Origin of the sequence: Wolbachia endosymbiont of Wuchereria bancrofti (genome assembly GCF_002204235.2) — a bacterium.
Classification (GTDB): domain Bacteria; phylum Pseudomonadota; class Alphaproteobacteria; order Rickettsiales; family Anaplasmataceae; genus Wolbachia.
This window is the reverse complement of record NZ_NJBR02000071.1, coordinates 1-19998: the sequence shown is the minus strand read 5'-3', so window position 1 is coordinate 19998 and position 19998 is coordinate 1. Positions and strand designations below refer to the sequence as shown.

Below are 19998 nucleotides of genomic sequence, written 5' to 3'. Positions count from 1 at the left end.
AAGCACGTTTTATGTGTAACGAAATAGGGATTATAACCTCTGCATTTTGAAGTATATCCTTGTTAGCTTGACATATCTACTTCACGTAGACTTTTGCATAATTTAAATTCTTAAAAATTAAGATTTATGATCATATTTTTACTGTGTTGATCATAAGCACAAACTGATTTTAATACTTTAAATAGTAAGAGATTAGTGATGCACTTACCACACATATAAATGTTGTCTGAAATTGCTGTACCGCAAACGTTGCAGTAATGTTTAGTTAAAAAGTTAATTTTTATTGCACTCACTACACAGATCATAATTTTTATCGATTATGCGTTCACAATTTACGCACACATTTTGAAATAAGAGATTTGTGGCTTTTTCTATAAGTAAGAAACTCACTTTTCCTACTATTTAAGCTTAAAAAATGTATATGATAGTGTTATTTCACTTAAATCTTTTGTGCTATCATCAAGCATTATATTAGGATCTATGTAGAAGGATACAGGCATAGCTACTTTTTGTTTAGGTAGCAATATTTGCTCTTCAAAACAGAAGCACGCGACTTTATTGAAATACTTACCTGCTTTGAAAGGTGTAACGTTATACACTGCCATTCCAAGCAAAGGCTGATCAGATAGATTTTCTACGTAATAAAAAGCTAAACTTTGTTCCCCTATGTTTGTATCGATATAGTTAGTTTCTGGATTGAATTTCCATGGTAAATCTAGCATTACATCAGCATTGAAATGAACTCTAATTTTTTGGTTAGTTATGTTAGTTGTCGTACTGGTTACTTTTCTTGTTGTACCGCCGTACCCAGTAGCTTTACAAAAGATGCTATATAGTGGTACCGATGCGTATGCAAGACACAGCATCAATATCACTAAAGATATTAGAAAGAAAACTATAGAACTCTTACTGCTTCTCCTTACAGAGGAGAACATCTAATCCCTATTGTTGAACAAGTTAAGTAACCTGAGTAAATTGAGGAATACGTTGATAAAATCAAAATAAAGATTGGTTGCACCAAATATAGCTAGCTTAGTGATTACAGCTTCTGAACCATCATTATACCTATAATAAACATCTTTAATTCTCTGAGCATCATATGCAGTCATTAAGGTAAAGACTATTACTGATATGAACGATATTGCAAAGTAGAGAGGACTACTCCCAAGAAATAAATTAACTATGGATGCAATAATTAATCCCCAGATTCCCATAATCAAAAAGGAACCCATACTAGTCAAATCTTTTTTTGTACTATTGCCGTATAAAGCCATAGAACCAAACATAATTGATGTGATGAAGAATGCTCTTGCTATATTTTCTGTAGTATAAACTATAAAGATATAAGATAGGGAGAGCCCCATTAGGACTGAAAACAGGAAAAATACAGTGACTGTGGACTGAGCACTTAGGTATTGAAGTCTATGAGACATGTAAAATACTAGTGCAATTGGAGATAGCATTACCACAATTGACAGGACGGGATTAGAATAAATTACCTGAAAGAGATCAAAAAACACCGTTAAAAATGCAATAAGTCCTGTTATGCCTAAAGCTAAAGCCATATAATTATATACTTTAGTTAGATAACTTCTAAGCCCAGTGCTATAGTAAACGCCTTGAGAGCGGATATCTTGCTCATTTTTCATATAAGACATAATATACTCCTTTTATCCTTATAATAATACATTGTAATACAAAACTGCACTTTTATCAAGCATAAAATCACTTTTTATTATAACTAATATGCAATGTTTTAGTATAGACAGAGTATAATCCTATTGCTGCTGCATTTGAAACGTTTAAACTATCAATTACATTTGACATTGGGATTTTTAAAAGATAATCACAATTTTCTTTAACTAACCTCCGTATTCCTTTCCCTTCAGAACCAAAAATGATTACTATTTTTTTTCCAAAACTCTTTATTTCATCTATGTTCTCTTTAGCATTACTATCAAACCCATAACACCAGTAACCAACTTTTTTTAAATACTCCATAGTTTTTACTACATTTGTGACATGTATTAGCGGGACAATGTCTAATGTCCCACTTGCCGCTTTTGCAATAGATGCATTTTCGCTTGGTGAATGATTATATGGTAAAACTAATGCGTCGACATTAAAACAAGCTGATGTTCTTAAAATTGACCCAATGTTGTGCGTATCAGTAACTTGATCCAAAATGACTATAGTAGAGCTGTCGCTCGAGCTTGCAGCTATTTCCTCGATACTTAAGCTATGAAGAATAGGAGCAACTTTTAAAGCAATTCCCTGGTGATTAGCGCTTTTAGATAGAACTTCACTAAGTATTTTATTCTTTACTAGCTGAACTTTAATACCCTTACTATCTACACATTGTCTAATTTCTTTTTCATATTTTCTATAGGAATTTTCTGTTACCAATAGTTCTATACATAGCCTATTTTTGTTCTTCAGTGCTAACATGCAGGTATGTTTTCCATATAACCAAAAATTCTCATTAAGTTTTGATAGTTTCATCGTATTATTGAAGGTCGAGTTTTCATAAAATAAGCAGCATTTTACTATGCTTAGATATTGTTGTAAAATTATATAATTTAATTAATGCGTTTATGTCAGACGATGAGTTAGGTTGGAAAAAAAACGTTAAGCCAATAGAATGTGGGAAATTTACTTTGAAAATTGACCATAAAGTGGATATAAGATCTATAGTCAATAAAGGTACTTCTGACTTGCAAGAAAAATTTCTCAGTACCAACAATATTAGCTTATCATTTTGCCTTGACTATAATACAAAATCAAAAGTTAATAAGGGTAGATATTTTATAAGCGATAGACTAGACCTTCATGGTTATAATATAGAAGATGCTTACTGTAAATTGATAGATTTTATTATTAAAAATTATCAAACAGAGAGTAGAGGTTTATTGATAATTACGGGACAAGGTAATGGAACAGGTAAAGCAGATACTATAAAGAATAATTTAAGTAAGTGGTTAAATGATACTAAAGTTCGGCATATGATTCTATATTATCAGCAAGCTACAAAAAAACATGGTGGTAAAGGGGCTTTTTATGTTTTGTTGAGAAGGAATAAAAATTTTGTACTCTGAATTTGTGTTGCTAGCCGGTGCTTAAATTTTTTTTAAGCCTTAATTTGAATAAACTTCTTGCATATCCCAGAGAAAAGGAAATAGTTATTATTTTAAATATTGGTGTTTTTTTTGTAGCGCTTATTGCTCTTAAGTTGCTTTAGCTATAAATATTTAAGAAATTTACTAAGTAGGGAAAAGGCAAGAAAAACCTAAGATAACTAGTATTCAAATTCCCCCTTGTCAATTTGACGTTCTTTGCTGTCTTGAACGCTTTATAAGCGCATTTTAGCTCATATAGGTAGAAACCTAGAAGTTTTATAAAGACGTACGTGCACATAGTGCAAAAAATTAAACATGAGATGCAAAATACCCTAAATTTTTGTCGTTAACCTGCACAGATTGCGAAGGTAAATAGCTTTGATTCTATAGTAAGGAGGCTGACTAAGCTTGCCAAGTAATTTTTTCGTTTCTATCAGCCACCTAAGTGATGACTGAATGCCCAGGCGTGCTACTAAAAACCGTACGGTTATACAAAAAGTCTAACGAGTTTTAATTCCCATATATCCGGAGTAATTCTTGTGCTCTATCCTTTATTAGGGTAGGGCATTTTCTATCGTTTAATAGTAAATGCAATATTTTGATCGCACCTTTAATATCATTATTATGTATCTTTACTATAGCGATGGCTTCTTGGCTTGAATAGGGGTATACTATACTTGATTCTAGATTATTAATTTTATCTTCATTTATTTTTTCACCATTTAGGTGAAGCAAGTTCATTATTTCTAGATATTGTGCTAACTCGCGTAAAATATTAGGAACATCTTTATTATCTGCCATACTACTATAAATAGATACTGCGTCTGTTAATGTTAAATTTGAGATATGATTAAATGCACCTTCAAAGTTTGCTAAATACTTCCAATTTGAATCTGTTTCTTCTAGTAGATTATTATCTTTTTTAGAGAATAGTATTTCATAAAACTGATTACCTGCGGTTATAGATTGTTTTGTGTTATTAATATTGTGCAATAAGTGTAATGTAATGCCTACTAATATTAACACCAATGCAAGTAAAAAGATGTATTTTTTCATAGTAGTACCCTCAATGGATATGTATTTGTATCTTAATAATTTTTAATTTGCAAAAACATATTGACATAGTTATTGTATCACATGATAATGTTTTTAAAGTTGTTTGAATAGTTGGAAGTTAAAATATTTCTAAAGTAGAAATAAAGACAGCAGTATAAGCTAAATTATTTTTTATCGGATTTATCCGATGTACCCTTAACCTTTTATAGGTTAAAGTCTAAATTTGAGAGTTTGATCCTGGCTCAGAATGAACGCTGGCGGCAGGCCTAACACATGCAAGTTGAACGGAGTTATATTATAACTTGTTATAATATAACTGAGTAGCAGACGGGTGAGTAATGTATAGGAATCTACCTAGTAGTACGGAATAATTGTTGGAAACGGCAACTAATACCGTATACGCCCTACGGGGGAAAGATTTATCGCTATTAGATGAGCCTATATTAGATTAGCTAGTTGGTAGGGTAATGGCCTACCAAGGCAGTAATCTATAGCTGATCTGAGAGGATGATCAGCCACACTGGAACTGAGATACGGTCCAGACTCCTACGGGAGGCAGCAGTGGGGAATATTGGACAATGGGCGAAAGCCTGATCCAGCCATGCCGCATGAGTGAAGAAGGCCTTTGGGTTGTAAAGCTCTTTCAGTGAGGAAGATAATGACGGTACTCACAGAAGAAGTCCTGGCTAACTCCGTGCCAGCAGCCGCGGTAATACGGAGAGGGCTAGCGTTATTCGGAATTATTGGGCGTAAAGGGCGCGTAGGCTGATTAGTAAGTTAAAAGTGAAATCCCAAAGCTTAACTTTGGAATTGCTTTTAAAACTGTTAATCTAGAGGTTGAAAGAGGATAGAGGAATTCCTAGTGTAGAGGTGATATTCGTAAATATTAGGAGGAACACCAGTGGCGAAGGCGTCTATCTGGTTCAAATCTGACGCTGAGGCGCGAAGGCGTGGGGAGCAAACAGGATTAGATACCCTGGTAGTCCACGCTGTAAACGATGAATGTTAAATATGGGAAGTTTACTTTCTGTATTACAGCTAACGCGTTAAACATTCCGCCTGGGGACTACGGTCGCAAGATTAAAACTCAAAGGAATTGACGGGGACCCGCACAAGCGGTGGAGCATGTGGTTTAATTCGATGCAACGCGAAAAACCTTACCACTCCTTGACATGGGAATTATTCCTATTCGAAGGAATAGGGTCGGTTCGGCCGGATTTCACACAGGTGTTGCATGGCTGTCGTCAGCTCGTGTCGTGAGATGTTGGGTTAAGTCCCGCAACGAGCGTAACCCTCATCCTTAGTTACCATCAGGTAATGCTGGGGACTTTAAGGAAACTGCTAGTGATAAACTGGAGGAAGGTGGGGATGATGTCAAGTCATCATGGCCCTTATGGAGTGGGCTACACACGTGCTACAATGGTGGCTACAATGGGCTGCAAAGTCGCGAGGCCAAGCTAATCCCTTAAAAGCCATCTCAGTTCGGATTGTACTCTGCAACTCGAGTGCATGAAGTTGGAATCGCTAGTAATCGTGGATCAGCATGCCACGGTGAATACGTTCTCGGGTCTTGTACACACTGCCCGTCACGCCATGGGAATTGGTTTCACTCGAAGCTAATGACCTAACCGTAAGGAGGGAGTTATTTAAAGTGGGATCAGTGACTGGGGTGAAGTCGTAACAAGGTAGCAGTAGGGGAATCTGCAGCTGGATTACCTCCTTGGGCTTTGTGCATGATTCACCACTTTTAATAGTGGCGCTATTGTGCACTATACTGCTGTCTTTACTTTTACTTTGTTTTAATTTCCCGATAATGGAATTTTATGGTTGATAGGCCCCTTTCTCCGCATTTACAGATATATAAAGTACAAGTTACTAATTTCTTCTCTATTATGCACAGATTAACTGGTATCTTACTATTCCTTTTGTTGGTGGTGCTTTCTTGGTATTTTACATTACATGTTTATTTTCCTGAACTGTTTATAGTAGAGTGCTTAAACGTATTATTGTCTACTTTTATTGCTAAATTAGCTTGCATTCTATGCTTTATAAGTTTTTCATACCATTTTCTTAATGGTATTCGTCATTTATTATGGGATGCTGGATTTAACTTAGAGATTACTGGTGTTTTAAAAAGTGCTATGCTATTGACAGTAATACTACTTCTTTCTACTATGGCTTTTTTATTTGTGTTTATATGAATCGATCTGGAAATGCAGTATATCATTGGTGGGTTCATCGTATTTCTGCAGTAATTTTACTATTTTTACTTCCTTGGTTTATCTGTTCATTTTCTTACGCATTTTATGCTAATAATTCTTTATCTTTTAATGAAAAATTATTTCAAGCTATTAATCACCCCCTAGAGCTTCTATTTTTTGTTGTATTGCTGTTTTGTATTTTTTGGCACGCAGTTCTTGGAATGCAGGTAGTGTGTGAAGATTATATACATAGCATACCTCTAAGGATTTTTACAATTACATGCATAAAGTATTTGTCAAGCATCACTTATATAGTTCTTGCCTTTACAATTTTTTTCTTTTATAAGCATGTTTTCTTATAAAATTGCTAGTTCTATGTTAATGTATTATTAATGTGCTGGTTTTATTATTGAACTATAGTGCTTATAGTGATCTTGGTTTAACGATATGTTAGAGGCGTTAAAGAGAGTAGGAACGGATTTTATACTAAAAACAAAGGATCTGTTTACTCCATCAGAATCTCAAGTTTATGTCAAAGACCTTAGAAAAGTAATGGTATATAAGGATGGGCGAAAATGCCGATATCCAAAAAACTATGATCAGGTTGTAAAATCTGGTAAAGTCGTAGGAAATAAGGATATGTATGGAAATGCTGTACTAGATAAGGATAAAAATCCAACCTATAGGCTTTTATATGGCAATAAAAATAAAGATGGGTGGCCAATTTTTGAATTAACTAAAATTATGGAAATTGGTGACAAGTCTTATTTTACCATTAAATTTTTAGTTGATAAGGGCAAGGTCAGTAAGGGTAAGCATGGTAATGATGATTATCATCGGTTTTATAAGCCATTTGGGTTTTTAAAAATAGATCTTGAAAAATATTTGCCAGTTTTTGAAGCTCAAAAAACTAAGAAGTCTACATGTTCATTTGAATTCACCAATTCTTCTGTGCCTATTAAGAAAACTAAGGGTAAGAAAAGCAATAAAGTCAAAGAAGTTGTTGATGAAAAAGGAAGAAATGGAGAATTATTATATACTAGTGATTATAAGAAACTAAGCACTAGTTTTTTTGAAATTAGAGATCAAAGTAATAACCTAGAGCTAGGCAAGAGCCTTATATCTGTTCCTGTTGTTTTTGCTGCAGGCTTAGCTAAGATTTGTGCTAAATTACTGACCTATATTCCTATGGAGTTGGGGGAATATTTAATAGGTAAACAAAATCTAATCGCAAAATTTTTTGGTTATTTTTTTTTATTTACTCCTGCAGTGGCAGTAAAGAATTCAGTAAATATGTTGGCTACCTTACTAAAGTTGCCAATCTGTGCATTTGTAGCAAATAAAGAAGAGTATGGTGATGCTTACTGGACTATGTGGAAATACCAATTGAAAGAATGTTGGCAGGAAGCAAAGAATGATTATTCGGTCATTAAAGATGGGAAAAGATCAGAGCTAGAGAAAAAAGATTACCCTAAACGTGAGATTGCAGGTACATGGAAAGAACTTGATGCTAAGAGGTCAATTATTGAGGAAGAGTTGGAAGGCAGGTTGAGCAAAGGTGATGAAAATATGGCTGATTCTGGGAAACAAGAAAAAGATTTAGAGCAAGACACAACGCAGCCAAGAACCCTAATACAAAGAAAAACTGGTTATGTTAGTAAATTGAACGAAGGGCGAGACCAAGACAAATGTGTTTCACAAATCCATAATTGATTTACTATTACTTTAAGTTAATATTTACTTTCTACCTTAACTATTCCATAACAAAAGCTTGCACACGTCTTGCCTTTAATATAAGTTATTAGTTATTTAGCTATTTTTTACTAAATGTGCCCTGTAATACTATGTGGTGGTAGTGGTAGTAGACTTTGGCCTTTATCTAAACCAAAGCAGTTTCATAAAATGTTTAGCCGTAGCACTCTGTTTCAGAGCACTTTGTTGAAATTAAAAGTGATTATATGCTACCCATAATTGCCACAAGTATGCAGGCTGCAGGAATATAAAGTGATTTTCGGGCTAATAAGAATTGGAACTGCAGTGGTGCTACTAATTTTAGCATTTCTTTGCGATAAAAACGAGACAATGTTAATTCTACCTTCAATCTATTTTATAGGCGGTTTAAATAATTTTTATACTTCTGTTGAGAAAGCATCTCAGCTAGCCTCTGAACTGACTCTATGGTTACATTTGGAGTGAAATTTCATGAGTTTAATCCTGAATACGGCTGTATCGATGTAGTGTATGATCAGAAAGAGAAATATTACGTAGTAAAAGATTTCATAAAAAAGCCTGAGCATAAACTAAGTAATTATCATTACTGGAACTCTGGCATATTTGTATTTAAAGCGAAACGCTATTGATTATTTGATAATGGAAAGAGCAAGAAATATTGCAATAATAGAAGCTAATTTTGATTGGATAGATGTGGGAACTTGGAGTTCAGTTTTAGGATTAAGTAAGAAGTTTGATAAAGAACCGGTATCATCCCAATACGTAACTAGAGAAAAAGAACCGATTTTGGCAACAGAAGGTGATGCAGAAAATTTGCTAGGTAAGGCTTATAAACAGCGAAATGTTTCAAATAAGAGCTTAATATCGTTTATTAAGAGTTAAGAAAAGAAAAGCGATAAAAAAAGAAGTTAAACCATGGGGATTTTATAGTGTAATTTTAATGTGCGAGAATTTTCTTGTAAATGCCTTTTTATAAATCCATTAAGTTGCATTTCTAAGCAATTCCATCACTGTAGGGATGAGTACCATATAGTACTGTCAGGAATTGGATATGTTAGTTTATACAATAAAGCACATGCTATAACAGAAGATTATGTGATAGAAATTCCAAGGAAATTTTTCCATAGGATTGAAAATAGAAGCACAAGCGCTTCACTTGAAATAGTTGAATTTCAAGTAGGTGAGCTTTTGTCTAATAATAATATAGTTAGATTAGATGATATATATGGAAGATTATAATGTTAAAGTATTGGATATACCCTATAAGCCTGCTAGATTAAAGGCAACCTAGTTTTTAGGTAAGGGGAAGTCTACGATTATATGGATCTTAAAAATATAATGTTTAATCTCAAGTAATGTCTATTGTCTTTGAAATTACTATGGCTGTTTGCTATTTGCGAGCAAAGAGTGCCAAATTTTGCTCTGTAATGACTTTGTTCTCTATTATCAGTATTGCTCTTGGAGTTGCGACGTTAATAGTGGTGATGTCTGTAATGAACGGATTTAGAGCAAGGTTGCTTGACTCAATACTTGGCATTGATGGCCATATCAATGTTTATTTTGATAGAAACATAAGTTCAGATTACCATGCAGTATTAGAATCTGTTAAGAAAATTCCAGGTGTATTAAAAGCAACCCTTATGACCAATGATCAAGTTATCGTTACAGCAAATGGCAGAATTGTTGGTGCTGTAGTGCGGGGTGTGTCGGCTAAAGATTTGCTTAATAATACTACTATTAAAAATAGTGTAATTGTAGGTGATGTAAAAAAATTCGATAAAGGAGTAGTAATAGGGGCGCGCTTAGCGGAAGTATTGGACGTTGGTTATGGAGATAAAATTGTGCTTATATCATCTGAGGGGTTTAATGCATTACTTAGTGAGGTGCCGAGAGTGAAAGAATATGAGGTCATAGCAATATTTGATATGGGCATGTTTGAGTATGATAATACCTTGATATACATGCCTATAAAATCAGCACAAGCTTTTTTTCACTATAGAGATAGTGCAAGAAACATAGAAGTGTTTGTGAATGATATTACTAAGGCTAATGAGCTAGCAAATATTATAGAAAAAGAAACAGGAATGGAAGCTAAAAGTTGGCAATTACAACAGAGCCACTATTTTAATGCTTTGGAGACTGAAAGAAATGTGATGTTTTTAATTCTTACTTTGATTATAATTGTAGCGGCATTTAATATTATCTCGAATTTAATGATGATAGTGCAAGAAAAAAAATCCGCGATTGCAATTATGCGCACATTTGGTGCAACAAGTGGGAGCATTATGCGCATATTTTGCATTTGTGGATTACTAATTGGTTTTACAGGAACTTGTCTTGGTTGTATTATAGGTGTTGTTTTTTCTCTCAATATTGAAAATATTAGAGTATTTTTAGAAAGCATTACTAACGTCAAGCTACTTGATCCTATGGTATACTTTTTTTCAAGTTTACCAGTAATATTAATCCCTCAAGACGTAGTAAATATTTCTGCACTTGCATTATTCTTATCATTTCTAGCGACAGTTGCTCCTGCATTACAGGCAGCTGCGCAAGATCCTGCGGAGATACTACGTTATGAATAATACTTGGCAAAAATGCATAGGCTGGTTCTTAATTGTGTTATTATTTGCTAGTTATATTACAATAAATAACATAGTGTTTTTAAAAGTAAATCAACAGGAGAGTGAGAACAATATAGAGGCTTTGACCGGGAACATAGATGAGCTTAGGGCGTTGCTTGAAATTAATCAGTCAAGAATAGAAAAAAAGATATTTGATTTCAAAAGAAGTTTGCATACTCAATGTGAACAGATAGGTGATGGTAGTGCAAGGTATAGGAATCTTGCAAAATTACTTTTGCTTGTGGTTAAGATGAAGAATTCATTATTGCAAGGAGCAAAATTTGATAATCATATAAATTCAATGAAACCTTTGATATCAGAGCTTGATGATCCAGAGATAGAGAATGCAGTGAATGAATTAGAAAGTTTAGAAGAGATAAATACTTTACATGAATTGAATTTATCTTTTGAAAAAACTATTGCTATTATTAACTACAATAAAGGTACACTGTTTCAAAAAATCTTTTCAAACTGGGTAAAAATACGAGATAAAAATGACCCGTTAAGAACAAAATTTGCAGAAATTGAGGAGTCAGTAAACAATAATGATTGGCAAAGTGTGGCCGCTGCAGTAGGCAGTTTTATAAACCCAGAATTCAAACCATGGCTTAATAAATTGAATAGTTTTATTGTGGCTTCTAAGAATATTTCAATAATATATCATCACTTATTACAATATATTTCATGATTTATTTTATAATTTTTGCTCTCTCATTTTTATTTGGCATATGGGCCAAGGTGAGTGGTGAAGTAGTGAAGCTAGAATTAGGCAGTTACACTATAAGTACTGATCTATATTTTATTATTTTTGCTTGTGTAGCTTTGTTGTTTTTATCAGTCACACTTGCACGCTTTTTTTCTTCCATTTCATCAACATTTGCCAATATAAGAAATAGAAAAAGAAACAGAGAAGAACTGCTTCTTTTTGAGGCATTTTTTAGCATAGATTTAGGTAATATAGAAGATGCTCATAGGCTAGTTAAGAGTCTAAATGAGGAAAACGATAGGTTATCTCTAATAAAGATTTTTAACTCAGGTAAGACGGGGAATTACAGCTTTTTTAGTAATGGTTTAACAGATATTGCAAGTAAAAATCGTAATTTAGCTCTGCTTCTAACTAATAAGCTGATTGCTCATCTCAAACAGGAAAGAACAATCTTTCAAAAATTCGTAGAGTATTGCTCTAGCTCAGTTAATGACAAAATTCTATCTATTCCCTTTCAGATAGAACACTGTGCACTGCAAGAAGATTGGGTCAATGCAATTTTGAGATTAAAGGAAGCTATTAAGTTCAACGTTTTTCTTCCCTTTGATTGTAAGAAGATGCTTGCAGTTTTTTATTGTGCTTTGGCAAAACAATATGAAAGTAAAGGAAATTTTAAAGAGGCTGTGAAGTCTTTATTTAGGGCACAAAGTTATTGTGTAACTTTTCAACCTATCAATTATTTAAAGGCAGAATTGTATATTAGGCTTGGAAAGATCAGAAAAGCTTCTGCAGTACTAGAGGCAGAGTACACAGTAAACCCTACTCCTCAATCAGCTAAAATTTACATCAGTTTGAATAGTGAAGGTGCTGAGAGGTTATATAACTTACGCCCTGATTATTATTTTAGTTATTGTTTACTTGCTTCATCCTCAATTAGTTCAGGTAAATACGATCTTGCGAGTCAACATCTAAATACTGCTATAAAAAAAGCTAATTACATGTCAATCTACCTCATTATGGTGCAGCTCAAGGTTGTGTTACAAGAGCAAGATCAGACAATTTATTGGCTAAACAAGATGGGCTCAGAAGCTTTGCCTGATCCGTGCTGGAAGTGTAAGAATTGTAATAAAGAACTAGAACGATGGGATTATAAATGTTCAAGCTGCAATGGCTTTAATTGTGTGTGTTATAGTTAGGTTAGTGGTGATTCTAGGCCAGATCTATGAACCAGTTTCAACTACTGATTCAAAAGCAGTCTTGTGCATTGCTGATGTTCTTTTCATTTATGTTGATATGTTTCAAGGTAGTAATTATGCTAATTTTATAAATTAGTTTTGTTTTTATGAAAGGTTACAATCTAAAAACCTTGCTTTATCAATATAACGAAACAGGACCTTTTTAGTAAGTTCAAAGTCTTCTAGGGTGTCTCCTTCGCACCTTGCTGTAATGCAGTTTTGTGTATTTGATACTCTAAGGAGCCACCATCCTTTATTATCGTTGCCGGTTACTTTAATACCATCAAGATCTGAAAATGCAATATTTTGTTGCTCTAGTGTTTTCTTTATTAATTCAATTATTTGAAATTTTTTTTCATCTTTAACCACAATCTTCACTTCATGGGTGATATATAGCTTTGGTAAATCCTCAATCATCTGAGATAGGCTCTGACTTTGCTTAAGTAAAATGTCAATGGCCTTAATAGCAGAATATAGTCCATCATCAAAACCTAGCTCGGAGAAGAAAAAATGCCCACTTAATTCACCAGCAAACTTTGCTCCTTCCTCTACCATCTTTTTCTTAACTAGTGAGTGCCCAGTAGCACAGGTAACCACTTGCCCTCCTAACTTGCTGACGAAATCATGCACTTTCATACTCATTTTTACATTGGCGATAACTTTGCTGTGTGGACATTCCTCTAATACTTCACGTACAAAAATCATAAATAAATGATCATTAGAAACAATACTGCCTTTATTATCAATTAAGCGCACCCTATCACTATCACCATCGAGTGCAATGCCGAGATCACATTTGTCTTGCTTTACAATATCAATAAGTTGAACGAGATTTTTTTCTTCTATGGGATCTGGATTATGCAATGGAAATACTCCATCTATAGAGTTATTAATTATAATATGTGTATGACCAGGTAAGATCGTTTCAATATACCTTAAGATTCCACTTGCTGGACTATTTCCACAATCCCAGGCTATCTTTAGTTTTTGTGTAGAATTGTTCTTTACCGCATTTTTTAATACGCGAATGTATTGGCTATATATATTTACATTGATTAAACTTCCAATTTTTGTACTGTTTTTAATTGAACTATTTATAATTTCCTTTGTTTCTTGATCTAAGTAAACTTTTTCACTACTGAAAAATTTAAAGCCATTATAGTCGCTTGGGTTGTGGGAGGCGGTTATTATAATGCCAAGGTCTGCCTGTGTGATTTGTGTTGCAGCGTAGAGCATAGGTGAAGAGCATAATCCAATGCGTATAACATTTGCTCCGGATAAAGTTAAGCCCCTAATTAATTCTTTTTCTATACTTGGTGAATCTATTCTACTGTCATAGCCTACACAAACATTAGCTACAGTCTGGCCAAACTTTCTGCCTATTTCATATCCATCGTTAATCTGTAGATCTTTGCCTACCACACCCCTAATATCATATTTTCTTATAATGGTATTGTCCATACTATACTGCTCAGAGTAACTACTATATAGCATTATCGACAAGCGCTCAAGTTTCTTCTTTATTTACTCGCGTAATTAATTAATTTTTAAGTTAAGTATATTAATATTTTATATATTCCCTAGAAATGTAAAATTATGCCAGAGGAGAACAGAGATTTCGTCTATGTCGGGAGAAAATGAAAATATATCTATTGAAGGTCAGAGTTTAGATGTAGATGAATGAAAGAAAAATAATATTTTAAGTTTTATTCAATCTTGCAGCAGCCTTCATGACACTATAGAGCAACTAGGAGGAAAAAATTTAGTCTAGTATTTTATTGATCTTTTGTACAAGAAAGAAGATGAGAATATTACAGAACAGGTAAATTTAAAGTGGAAAGGAGAATTTAAAAAATCAATAAATGAAACACATAAGGAATTTAAAGCATTCTTACCAAGCTAAAAATTCTTAGCGTATTCGACAAAAGATAGTAACTTTAACATCAGGTTTGAAAATAAAGAAGAATTAATAAAAATCAGTGATATTTTAAGAGCTAACAATGAAGATGAGGTTTATCACATATTTTTAGGAAAAGACAGTCAAATAGGTGCGTACAAGAAAAAGGCAATGAAAGGTGCTATGATTTTACTGGCTCTGGCCCATGTAAGATGACCATTAACTGGCAGGCTAAGGATCCTGAAGGGAATAGCATAAATTGTAGCATGACTGTAAAAGTAGGTCTGGTGGTATCCAAAGTGCTACTGGTGGGTTTAGTGTTTCGAAGTTCAAAAGTCCATTACCAGAAAGGAAAAAAAGTGAAATGTTAAAGTTGGTTGAACAGAATAAAGAAGTTTTTATTAATGGAAAAACTCTATATAAAGCTTTTACTGACATGGCCAGAGTGTAGACGATTAGCAAATGTCGGAGAAGGAAACGTTTACATGAAATCCACCTACATCACCGCAATCGTCTACGCAAAATAACAGTGGGTATTTTTTTCTCCTGGAAGCCTGTCCGCGTTTTCTTCACGCAGAAGTTCTTTTTTCATTGATAGCGAGGTTAACAGTGAAGATGAAATATATGAGAGTGATTCATATGATAACAAAGAAGTACATGAACGAGGGGAAATGAATTAGAGAATAGAGTAAAAGAATTAGAGAAAAAGAACAAGCATCTTGGAGGGGAAAATAAAGGGTTAGAAGGCCATAATGGAAAAATAACAGAGAAAAGTGATAAGAGGACAAGTGGATTAGTCAAGGAAAGGCAAATTTTGGAAAGGAAAGTTAAAAAGTTTAAAGCTGAATTGGAAAAAAAGATAAAAGAATTAGCTGGGAAGGATTGAGATATTAAGGGATTAAAATGAGAGATAGGCGTACTAGAACAAAGTCAAAAGGATAAAAATGCTAGAATAGCAGAATTGAAGAGTCAACTAAAAGAAGAAAAAAACAAGAGCCCAATTAACAGACAAGATTAACAAAGAGCTACGGAAAAGTTAGAGAAAGGTGAGGAAGTTAAGGAGAGAATGGGGAAAAAATTGAAAGAAGCCAAAGCTCAATTAGGTGTACTAGAGAAAGAAATGACAGAGATGACTGAAAACATAAAGGATGATTATAAACAACGCTTAGCAGAACTTTCATTAGAGCTAGACAAAGAGCGATTAGAGATTAAAGATTAGCTGAAGAGTTAAATAAACTGTAAGAAAAAGCTTTAGAAGAGGAAATTCAGCAACCTAATACAGATAAGAAGTCACCTGTAGGTAAAATAGAGAAGTAGATAAAGGTGAGGAAATAAGAAATTTGAAAGAGGAAATCGAGAGAAAAAATTTGGAGATAGAAAAGTTAAAGAAAAGTTTAGAGCAATTACAAGAAGAAAATGAGTAACTAGAATAAAAGCTACTGGGAATATCTTTAGAAGATCAAGAAGAGATTAGGAAAACAGAAATGCAACTTTGTAAAGTCATTAGCTTATTCTTTGATGAAAAAAACAATTATCTTGAAACAAAAGTATTCAATCGAGCTTATCTTATTGATGGAGAAAGCGAAGGTGCCAATACAGTATTGTTAAATCCGAGCTTAACTACCTGCTAAGAATTCAAAAATTAAACTAGACTAGGCTTAATCTGGTTGTTGTGACCTCTATCAATCGCATACATTATAGAACTTCTTGTACTACCTACTTACCATCTTCAGTAAGTAAACGCTAGTATTTTTTCTGGTTATGTGTTGGAATGAAATGAATTTTGTGTTGTTTGAAAGAGAGAACATGGATGACAAAAAAATGACAATACATAACAATTCTCAGTATCATTAGAGGGTTTTTTGCTTAAAGATATATTTTATTTCATTTAGAATATTTTACTTGGTTTATTTGTAATATAGTGAGTAAGTTACTGAAGAAATTTTACGGTATTATTTATTGTCTTTATCGTGCTTTGATTGACACAATTTATAATGACGGGATGGAACATGCGGGATACTTATCATTTTTAATCTTGTTGTCGATATTTCCGTTTCTCATCGTCTTAATGGCTTTGGCGTCAACATTTGCAAATTTCTTAGACCAATATAACATTGGCTGGACATTTATAATTGACAACATGCCACAGGACATTTTAGCATCTTTAATGCCGCGCATTAGGGAGATAATATCAGGTCCACCACAAAGTTTATTAACTTTGGCAATTGTGGGTGCTATTTGGACTGCTTCTTCGACAATTGAAGGGTTAAGAACGATATTAAATAAAGCCTATAAAGTTCCGGTTTCGCCTCCTTATGTATTAAGAAGAATATTAAGTATATTACAATTCTTAATAATTACGTTTATTATAACTCTAACTATAGTGTTTTCTACATTAGTTCCAATGCTAATCGATTTTTCTTACCATGGGCTAAGTTATACTAGGTATCTTCTCATTGAATTCGTACTTTTCATAGTAGTTTCCTGGCTATACTTTATGCTGCCCAACATAAGACAAAATGTGTCAGAGGTATTTCCTGGATCTTATATAGCTGTTATGCTTTGGACAGTTTCTGCTTCAGCTTTCAAACAATACTTAAGAGCTTCCTTTGACCAACTGGATTTAATATACGGGAGCTTGGGTGGCGTGGTAGTGTCATTACTGTTTTTTTATATGGTGAGTTTAATTTTTATATATGGAGCAAAGTTTAATTTTCAGCTAAAATGTTTTAATGGGTCTCGCTAAGGAGAAAGAAATGGGTAAGTTAGAAGGCAAAATAGCTTTAATTGCCGGGGCTTCAGGTGGAATGGGATCTGCCGTTGCAAAAAGGTTTGTGAGGGAAGGTGCATATGTAATTTTGATTTCAAGGTCTATTGATAATCTCAAGCAGCTATATGATGAAATCGAAAAGCTTGATGAATTCAAAGAGGGTTCTGTTAAGCTAATTCAGCTTGATCTTTTGGACTTTGAAAACGTAAAGATACTGGTAAATATGATAGAAAGCCTAAAATTATCAGAATCTGGGGTGCTTGATATATTAGTTGCATGTACTGGAATTTTAGGTAAATTTAATCCTGTTCATGACTGCGAGCTTGAAGAGCTACAGAATGTAATGAATACAAATTTTACTGCCAATTGGTACTTACTAAAAAACTTAGATCCAGTACTAAAAAAATCCAATTCTGGAAGAGTGATATTCATGACCTCAGAAATAACGCTTTCTCCTTCTTCTTATCCATATTGGGTACCTTATGCTGCAAGTAAAGCTGCACTGGAAATCATGGTAAAGATATATGCATCTGAGACAAAACATACAAAATTATGCGTGAATGCTGTGTATTCAGAAGGGCCTGTTGATAGTGAAATGTATAAGCAAGCATTTCCTGGAAAAGATATATCTGAATTGATATTACCTAATAAACTAACAGACAAATTTGTGGAGCTAGCTTCTGAAGATTGCGGCATATCAGGGCAAATTTTGCCACTAAGTAAATCCCTTGAGTAAATTGCGTGAACGTTGTGTTTTGAAATAAACATTTAAAATTACCTGCAATCGTTAGGCCTGCTATGCGAACATTGCAAAAGCAGTGAAATATTGTAGGAGTTTTGGGAATGTGATGTTCTACTACAAAGAAATGATATCAAAATTGCCAAGAGAAGAGCTGGGAAAAATGGATGAGGCTGTTGACGTAGATTATAGGGTTAGCAAACTTACGGGGAAAATGTTTTCAATTTATTGTTGTATAGCATACTGGAGAAAAATGAGCTGAACTTGCGAATAATTGAGGAAAATTATTGCCGCATGTTCAACTTGGATACATGCCATTCATCAGTAGCAAGCCGCTTAAAAACAATACCTGTTGAGTACTTTAAGAGGATTTTTTTATTCATGTTGTAGAGTTTTTGTAGCCTGGGGAGCTAACAAAAGTTGCTGATTATAGATTCCACGACACTTCAACTATCAGGTAAATTACTATAGCTTGGTATTTCCTGCAGAAACACGAAATATTGTAAAGAGACATGATAAAGTGCACTGTTGCAATGGATGGAAGGTTTGCAAAATTGTTTAATTTATGTACTCAGGCAGAAGATTTTTCGGATTATAAATCGTTCGGGAAAATGATTTTAAATCACGGTCAAGAGCAATTTGCATGTTTGACCGTGAGCTATAGAAACGTGCTCCTTTTGAGGAGTTTTTAGGGAAAAATGTACATTTTATCAATCATGGCAATGACAAATAAAATAGTTCGTATTCACACAAAAACTACAGGTGTACAAACGGAAACGCTTGAACTGACAGAAGATATGATAGTCCGGTTAGTGCAAAAGGTTAGAGGTTTTTGCAGTTTGAAATCAGGCCAATTAAAACAAAAAACCAAGAAAGTGGTGAGATTCTCACATTTTTAACCAATATTTATGAAATGTCTGCTGAGGAAATTTGTGCTTTTTACAAAAAGTACTGGTCAGTAGAAGTTTTCTTCAAATTTATTAAGCAGAAGCTCAATACCAAGCATTTTCTTAGGTACAGCAAAAACACAATTTTTGTTACATTGTACATGGTTCTCATCACCTCTGTTTTATTAATGGAATATAGGAAACGCAGTGAAGTCAAGAGTTACAAGTTTGCAAGGAGAGCGTTTGTAAATGAACTCAGGCTCGAAATCTTAAAATCTGTCATTGAATATTTTGGCGGAGACCCAGAAAAAGTCTACGATTATTACCTTTCTTCTTTTCCATAAGCAATGTTTTGTACAGCTGTGTGCTTAATACTGGGATCAGGTTATTTTTTTCTAGATTCCAGCATCACATGCTGAAATGACACCCTACTTTTTCTGGATCTCAAGTTTGGGTGACCTCTCTCTTAAATTGCTTTAGCCATAAACATTAAGAAATTTACTAAATAAAAAAAGGCAAAAGAATCCCCGTGGTTGGCTAGTTATTTACATTTAACTTTGAAACATGGTATTCTCTTATTCTAAATGCTTAATAACTGCAACTCAGTTACTTTTGAGCTGTAATCAGTCTAGATTATAAGCGTTAAGAAATTTACCAAGTAGCACTGAACAGAAGAAATCTATCAAACCAGGAAGAAGCTCCTTAATTTAAGTTTTTAGAACCACAGAGGCAATTACTGCTACTACAGGAAAGTTAGCACGTATCTTTTATCAAATGTTGAAATGTGTACAAGGATATGTGGAAAGAGATATAGGCTACTATGAAACACATTATAAAAAGAAAGTGTGAAAAATTTGATCAAAAGGGCACAGGAATTTGGTTATATGTTGGTTCAACGAGAGGAGTTGATTGAGGAAGTTTCTTGGGAAGAAAAAGGGCAAAAAAAAACCTAGTCAACATCTCTTGTAGGAACTTAGCATTAATGTCGTATATGCTTGATAAGTAGTCAACCTTGAAGAAGATTAGTTGGTTTTTT

General features: G+C 33.7%; 21 protein-coding genes and 1 rRNA gene. 17 read left to right on the top strand and 5 right to left on the bottom strand.

The window, feature by feature from the left end:
• Positions 1 to 398: 398 nt before the first annotated feature.
• The 3 genes from CCY16_RS03620 to rlmB form a co-directional block, all read right to left on the bottom strand.
• A complete protein-coding gene (locus tag CCY16_RS03620) occupies positions 399 to 935 on the bottom strand; it encodes a cytochrome c oxidase assembly protein (RefSeq protein ID WP_088415011.1) in 537 nt (178 codons plus the stop codon).
• Positions 936 to 1658 (bottom strand): Bax inhibitor-1/YccA family protein, encoded by a 723-nt coding sequence (locus CCY16_RS03615; protein ID WP_088415009.1) that lies wholly within the window; start codon positions 1656 to 1658, stop codon positions 936 to 938.
• Between the two features lie 67 nt (positions 1659 to 1725).
• Complete coding sequence (gene rlmB, locus CCY16_RS03610; protein WP_088415007.1) at positions 1726 to 2502, bottom strand: 23S rRNA (guanosine(2251)-2'-O)-methyltransferase RlmB; 777 nt, start codon at positions 2500 to 2502, stop codon at positions 1726 to 1728.
• Positions 2503 to 2594: 92 nt separating this feature from the next.
• Here rlmB and CCY16_RS03605 point away from each other — a divergent pair, with 92 nt between their 5' ends.
• On the top strand, positions 2595 to 3095 hold the full coding sequence (locus CCY16_RS03605; RefSeq protein ID WP_088415005.1) for a Smr/MutS family protein: 501 nt from the start codon (positions 2595 to 2597) through the stop codon (positions 3093 to 3095).
• A 531-nt stretch (positions 3096 to 3626) separates the two neighbouring features.
• Here CCY16_RS03605 and CCY16_RS03600 read toward each other — a convergent pair.
• Positions 3627 to 4172, bottom strand: a complete 546-nt coding sequence (locus CCY16_RS03600; protein ID WP_088415003.1) for a hypothetical protein — start codon at positions 4170 to 4172, stop codon at positions 3627 to 3629.
• A gap of 219 nt (positions 4173 to 4391) precedes the next feature.
• On the opposite strand from CCY16_RS03600, the gene CCY16_RS03595 reads away from it, so the two are divergent.
• The 11 genes from CCY16_RS03595 (at position 4392) to CCY16_RS03555 (ending at position 12630) form a co-directional block, all read left to right on the top strand.
• Positions 4392 to 5895: ribosomal RNA gene (locus tag CCY16_RS03595) — 16S ribosomal RNA — on the top strand.
• A 100-nt stretch (positions 5896 to 5995) separates the two neighbouring features.
• Positions 5996 to 6373, top strand: coding sequence for a succinate dehydrogenase, cytochrome b556 subunit (sdhC, locus tag CCY16_RS03590; RefSeq protein WP_088415000.1), 378 nt, complete (start codon positions 5996 to 5998; stop codon positions 6371 to 6373).
• Complete coding sequence (sdhD, locus tag CCY16_RS03585; protein ID WP_088414998.1) at positions 6370 to 6735, top strand: succinate dehydrogenase, hydrophobic membrane anchor protein; 366 nt, start codon at positions 6370 to 6372, stop codon at positions 6733 to 6735. The genes sdhC and sdhD overlap by 4 nt, the downstream gene beginning before the upstream one ends.
• 85 nt (positions 6736 to 6820) lie before the next feature.
• The gene (locus tag CCY16_RS03580; protein WP_088414996.1) at positions 6821 to 8086 is read left to right on the top strand and encodes a hypothetical protein; all 1266 of its coding nucleotides are present in this window, start codon (positions 6821 to 6823) and stop codon (positions 8084 to 8086) included.
• A 114-nt stretch (positions 8087 to 8200) separates the two neighbouring features.
• Positions 8201 to 8344, top strand: coding sequence for a sugar phosphate nucleotidyltransferase (locus CCY16_RS06335; protein WP_088414994.1), 144 nt, complete (start codon positions 8201 to 8203; stop codon positions 8342 to 8344).
• A 206-nt stretch (positions 8345 to 8550) separates the two neighbouring features.
• A complete protein-coding gene (locus CCY16_RS06330) occupies positions 8551 to 8733 on the top strand; it encodes a glycosyltransferase family protein (protein ID WP_143696914.1) in 183 nt (60 codons plus the stop codon).
• On the top strand, positions 8708 to 8986 hold the full coding sequence (locus CCY16_RS06325) for a hypothetical protein (protein ID WP_245800768.1): 279 nt from the start codon (positions 8708 to 8710) through the stop codon (positions 8984 to 8986). The genes CCY16_RS06330 and CCY16_RS06325 overlap by 26 nt, the downstream gene beginning before the upstream one ends.
• A gap of 60 nt (positions 8987 to 9046) precedes the next feature.
• Positions 9047 to 9343 (top strand): cupin domain-containing protein, encoded by a 297-nt coding sequence (locus tag CCY16_RS06320; protein ID WP_143696912.1) that lies wholly within the window; start codon positions 9047 to 9049, stop codon positions 9341 to 9343.
• A 116-nt stretch (positions 9344 to 9459) separates the two neighbouring features.
• Positions 9460 to 10689: a lipoprotein-releasing ABC transporter permease subunit gene (locus CCY16_RS03565; RefSeq protein WP_088414992.1), complete on the top strand. Its 1230-nt coding sequence runs from the start codon at positions 9460 to 9462 to the stop codon at positions 10687 to 10689.
• Positions 10682 to 11416 (top strand): hypothetical protein, encoded by a 735-nt coding sequence (locus CCY16_RS03560; RefSeq protein WP_088414990.1) that lies wholly within the window; start codon positions 10682 to 10684, stop codon positions 11414 to 11416. The genes CCY16_RS03565 and CCY16_RS03560 overlap by 8 nt, the downstream gene beginning before the upstream one ends.
• Positions 11413 to 12630, top strand: a complete 1218-nt coding sequence (locus CCY16_RS03555; protein ID WP_088414988.1) for a heme biosynthesis protein HemY — start codon at positions 11413 to 11415, stop codon at positions 12628 to 12630. Before CCY16_RS03560 ends, CCY16_RS03555 begins: the two co-directional genes overlap by 4 nt.
• 144 nt (positions 12631 to 12774) lie before the next feature.
• Here CCY16_RS03555 and CCY16_RS03550 read toward each other — a convergent pair whose 3' ends face one another.
• Positions 12775 to 14130 (bottom strand): phosphomannomutase/phosphoglucomutase, encoded by a 1356-nt coding sequence (locus tag CCY16_RS03550; protein WP_179946053.1) that lies wholly within the window; start codon positions 14128 to 14130, stop codon positions 12775 to 12777.
• Positions 14131 to 15632: 1502 nt separating this feature from the next.
• Between CCY16_RS03550 and CCY16_RS05585 the strand changes: the two genes are divergently transcribed.
• The 5 genes from CCY16_RS05585 to CCY16_RS03535 all read left to right on the top strand — a co-directional run bounded on the left by CCY16_RS05585 (position 15633) and on the right by CCY16_RS03535 (position 19306).
• Positions 15633 to 15785: a hypothetical protein gene (locus CCY16_RS05585; RefSeq protein WP_179946052.1), complete on the top strand. Its 153-nt coding sequence runs from the start codon at positions 15633 to 15635 to the stop codon at positions 15783 to 15785.
• Positions 15786 to 16487: 702 nt separating this feature from the next.
• Positions 16488 to 17312 (top strand): YihY/virulence factor BrkB family protein, encoded by an 825-nt coding sequence (locus CCY16_RS03545; RefSeq protein ID WP_088414984.1) that lies wholly within the window; start codon positions 16488 to 16490, stop codon positions 17310 to 17312.
• Positions 17299 to 18072 (top strand): SDR family NAD(P)-dependent oxidoreductase, encoded by a 774-nt coding sequence (locus tag CCY16_RS03540; RefSeq protein WP_088414982.1) that lies wholly within the window; start codon positions 17299 to 17301, stop codon positions 18070 to 18072. Before CCY16_RS03545 ends, CCY16_RS03540 begins: the two co-directional genes overlap by 14 nt.
• A gap of 82 nt (positions 18073 to 18154) precedes the next feature.
• Positions 18155 to 18337, top strand: coding sequence for a hypothetical protein (locus CCY16_RS05360; RefSeq protein ID WP_143696911.1), 183 nt, complete (start codon positions 18155 to 18157; stop codon positions 18335 to 18337).
• A 570-nt stretch (positions 18338 to 18907) separates the two neighbouring features.
• A complete protein-coding gene (locus CCY16_RS03535) occupies positions 18908 to 19306 on the top strand; it encodes a transposase (RefSeq protein ID WP_088414978.1) in 399 nt (132 codons plus the stop codon).
• The last annotated feature ends 692 nt before the right edge of the window (positions 19307 to 19998 follow it).

Bases quoted from the DNA above. Each gene is read 5' to 3' on its own strand.
- CCY16_RS03615 (WP_088415009.1), bottom strand. From the start codon at position 1,658: ATGTCTTATATGAAAAATGAGCAAGATATCCGCTCTCAAGGCGTTTAC.
- CCY16_RS03550 (WP_179946053.1), bottom strand. From the start codon at position 14,130: ATGGACAATACCATTATAAGAAAATATGATATTAGGGGTGTGGTAGGC.
- CCY16_RS06335 (WP_088414994.1), top strand. From the start codon at position 8,201: ATGTGCCCTGTAATACTATGTGGTGGTAGTGGTAGTAGACTTTGGCCT.
- CCY16_RS03555 (WP_088414988.1), top strand. From the start codon at position 11,413: ATGATTTATTTTATAATTTTTGCTCTCTCATTTTTATTTGGCATATGG.
- CCY16_RS03600 (WP_088415003.1), bottom strand. From the start codon at position 4,172: ATGAAAAAATACATCTTTTTACTTGCATTGGTGTTAATATTAGTAGGC.
- CCY16_RS03560 (WP_088414990.1), top strand. From the start codon at position 10,682: ATGAATAATACTTGGCAAAAATGCATAGGCTGGTTCTTAATTGTGTTA.
- CCY16_RS03605 (WP_088415005.1), top strand. From the start codon at position 2,595: ATGTCAGACGATGAGTTAGGTTGGAAAAAAAACGTTAAGCCAATAGAA.
- CCY16_RS05585 (WP_179946052.1), top strand. From the start codon at position 15,633: ATGGGGAAAAAATTGAAAGAAGCCAAAGCTCAATTAGGTGTACTAGAG.
- CCY16_RS03580 (WP_088414996.1), top strand. From the start codon at position 6,821: ATGTTAGAGGCGTTAAAGAGAGTAGGAACGGATTTTATACTAAAAACA.
- rlmB (WP_088415007.1), bottom strand. From the start codon at position 2,502: ATGAAACTATCAAAACTTAATGAGAATTTTTGGTTATATGGAAAACAT.
- sdhC (WP_088415000.1), top strand. From the start codon at position 5,996: ATGGTTGATAGGCCCCTTTCTCCGCATTTACAGATATATAAAGTACAA.
- CCY16_RS03620 (WP_088415011.1), bottom strand. From the start codon at position 935: ATGTTCTCCTCTGTAAGGAGAAGCAGTAAGAGTTCTATAGTTTTCTTT.
- sdhD (WP_088414998.1), top strand. From the start codon at position 6,370: ATGAATCGATCTGGAAATGCAGTATATCATTGGTGGGTTCATCGTATT.
- CCY16_RS03565 (WP_088414992.1), top strand. From the start codon at position 9,460: ATGTCTATTGTCTTTGAAATTACTATGGCTGTTTGCTATTTGCGAGCA.
- CCY16_RS03540 (WP_088414982.1), top strand. From the start codon at position 17,299: ATGGGTCTCGCTAAGGAGAAAGAAATGGGTAAGTTAGAAGGCAAAATA.
- CCY16_RS06330 (WP_143696914.1), top strand. From the start codon at position 8,551: ATGGTTACATTTGGAGTGAAATTTCATGAGTTTAATCCTGAATACGGC.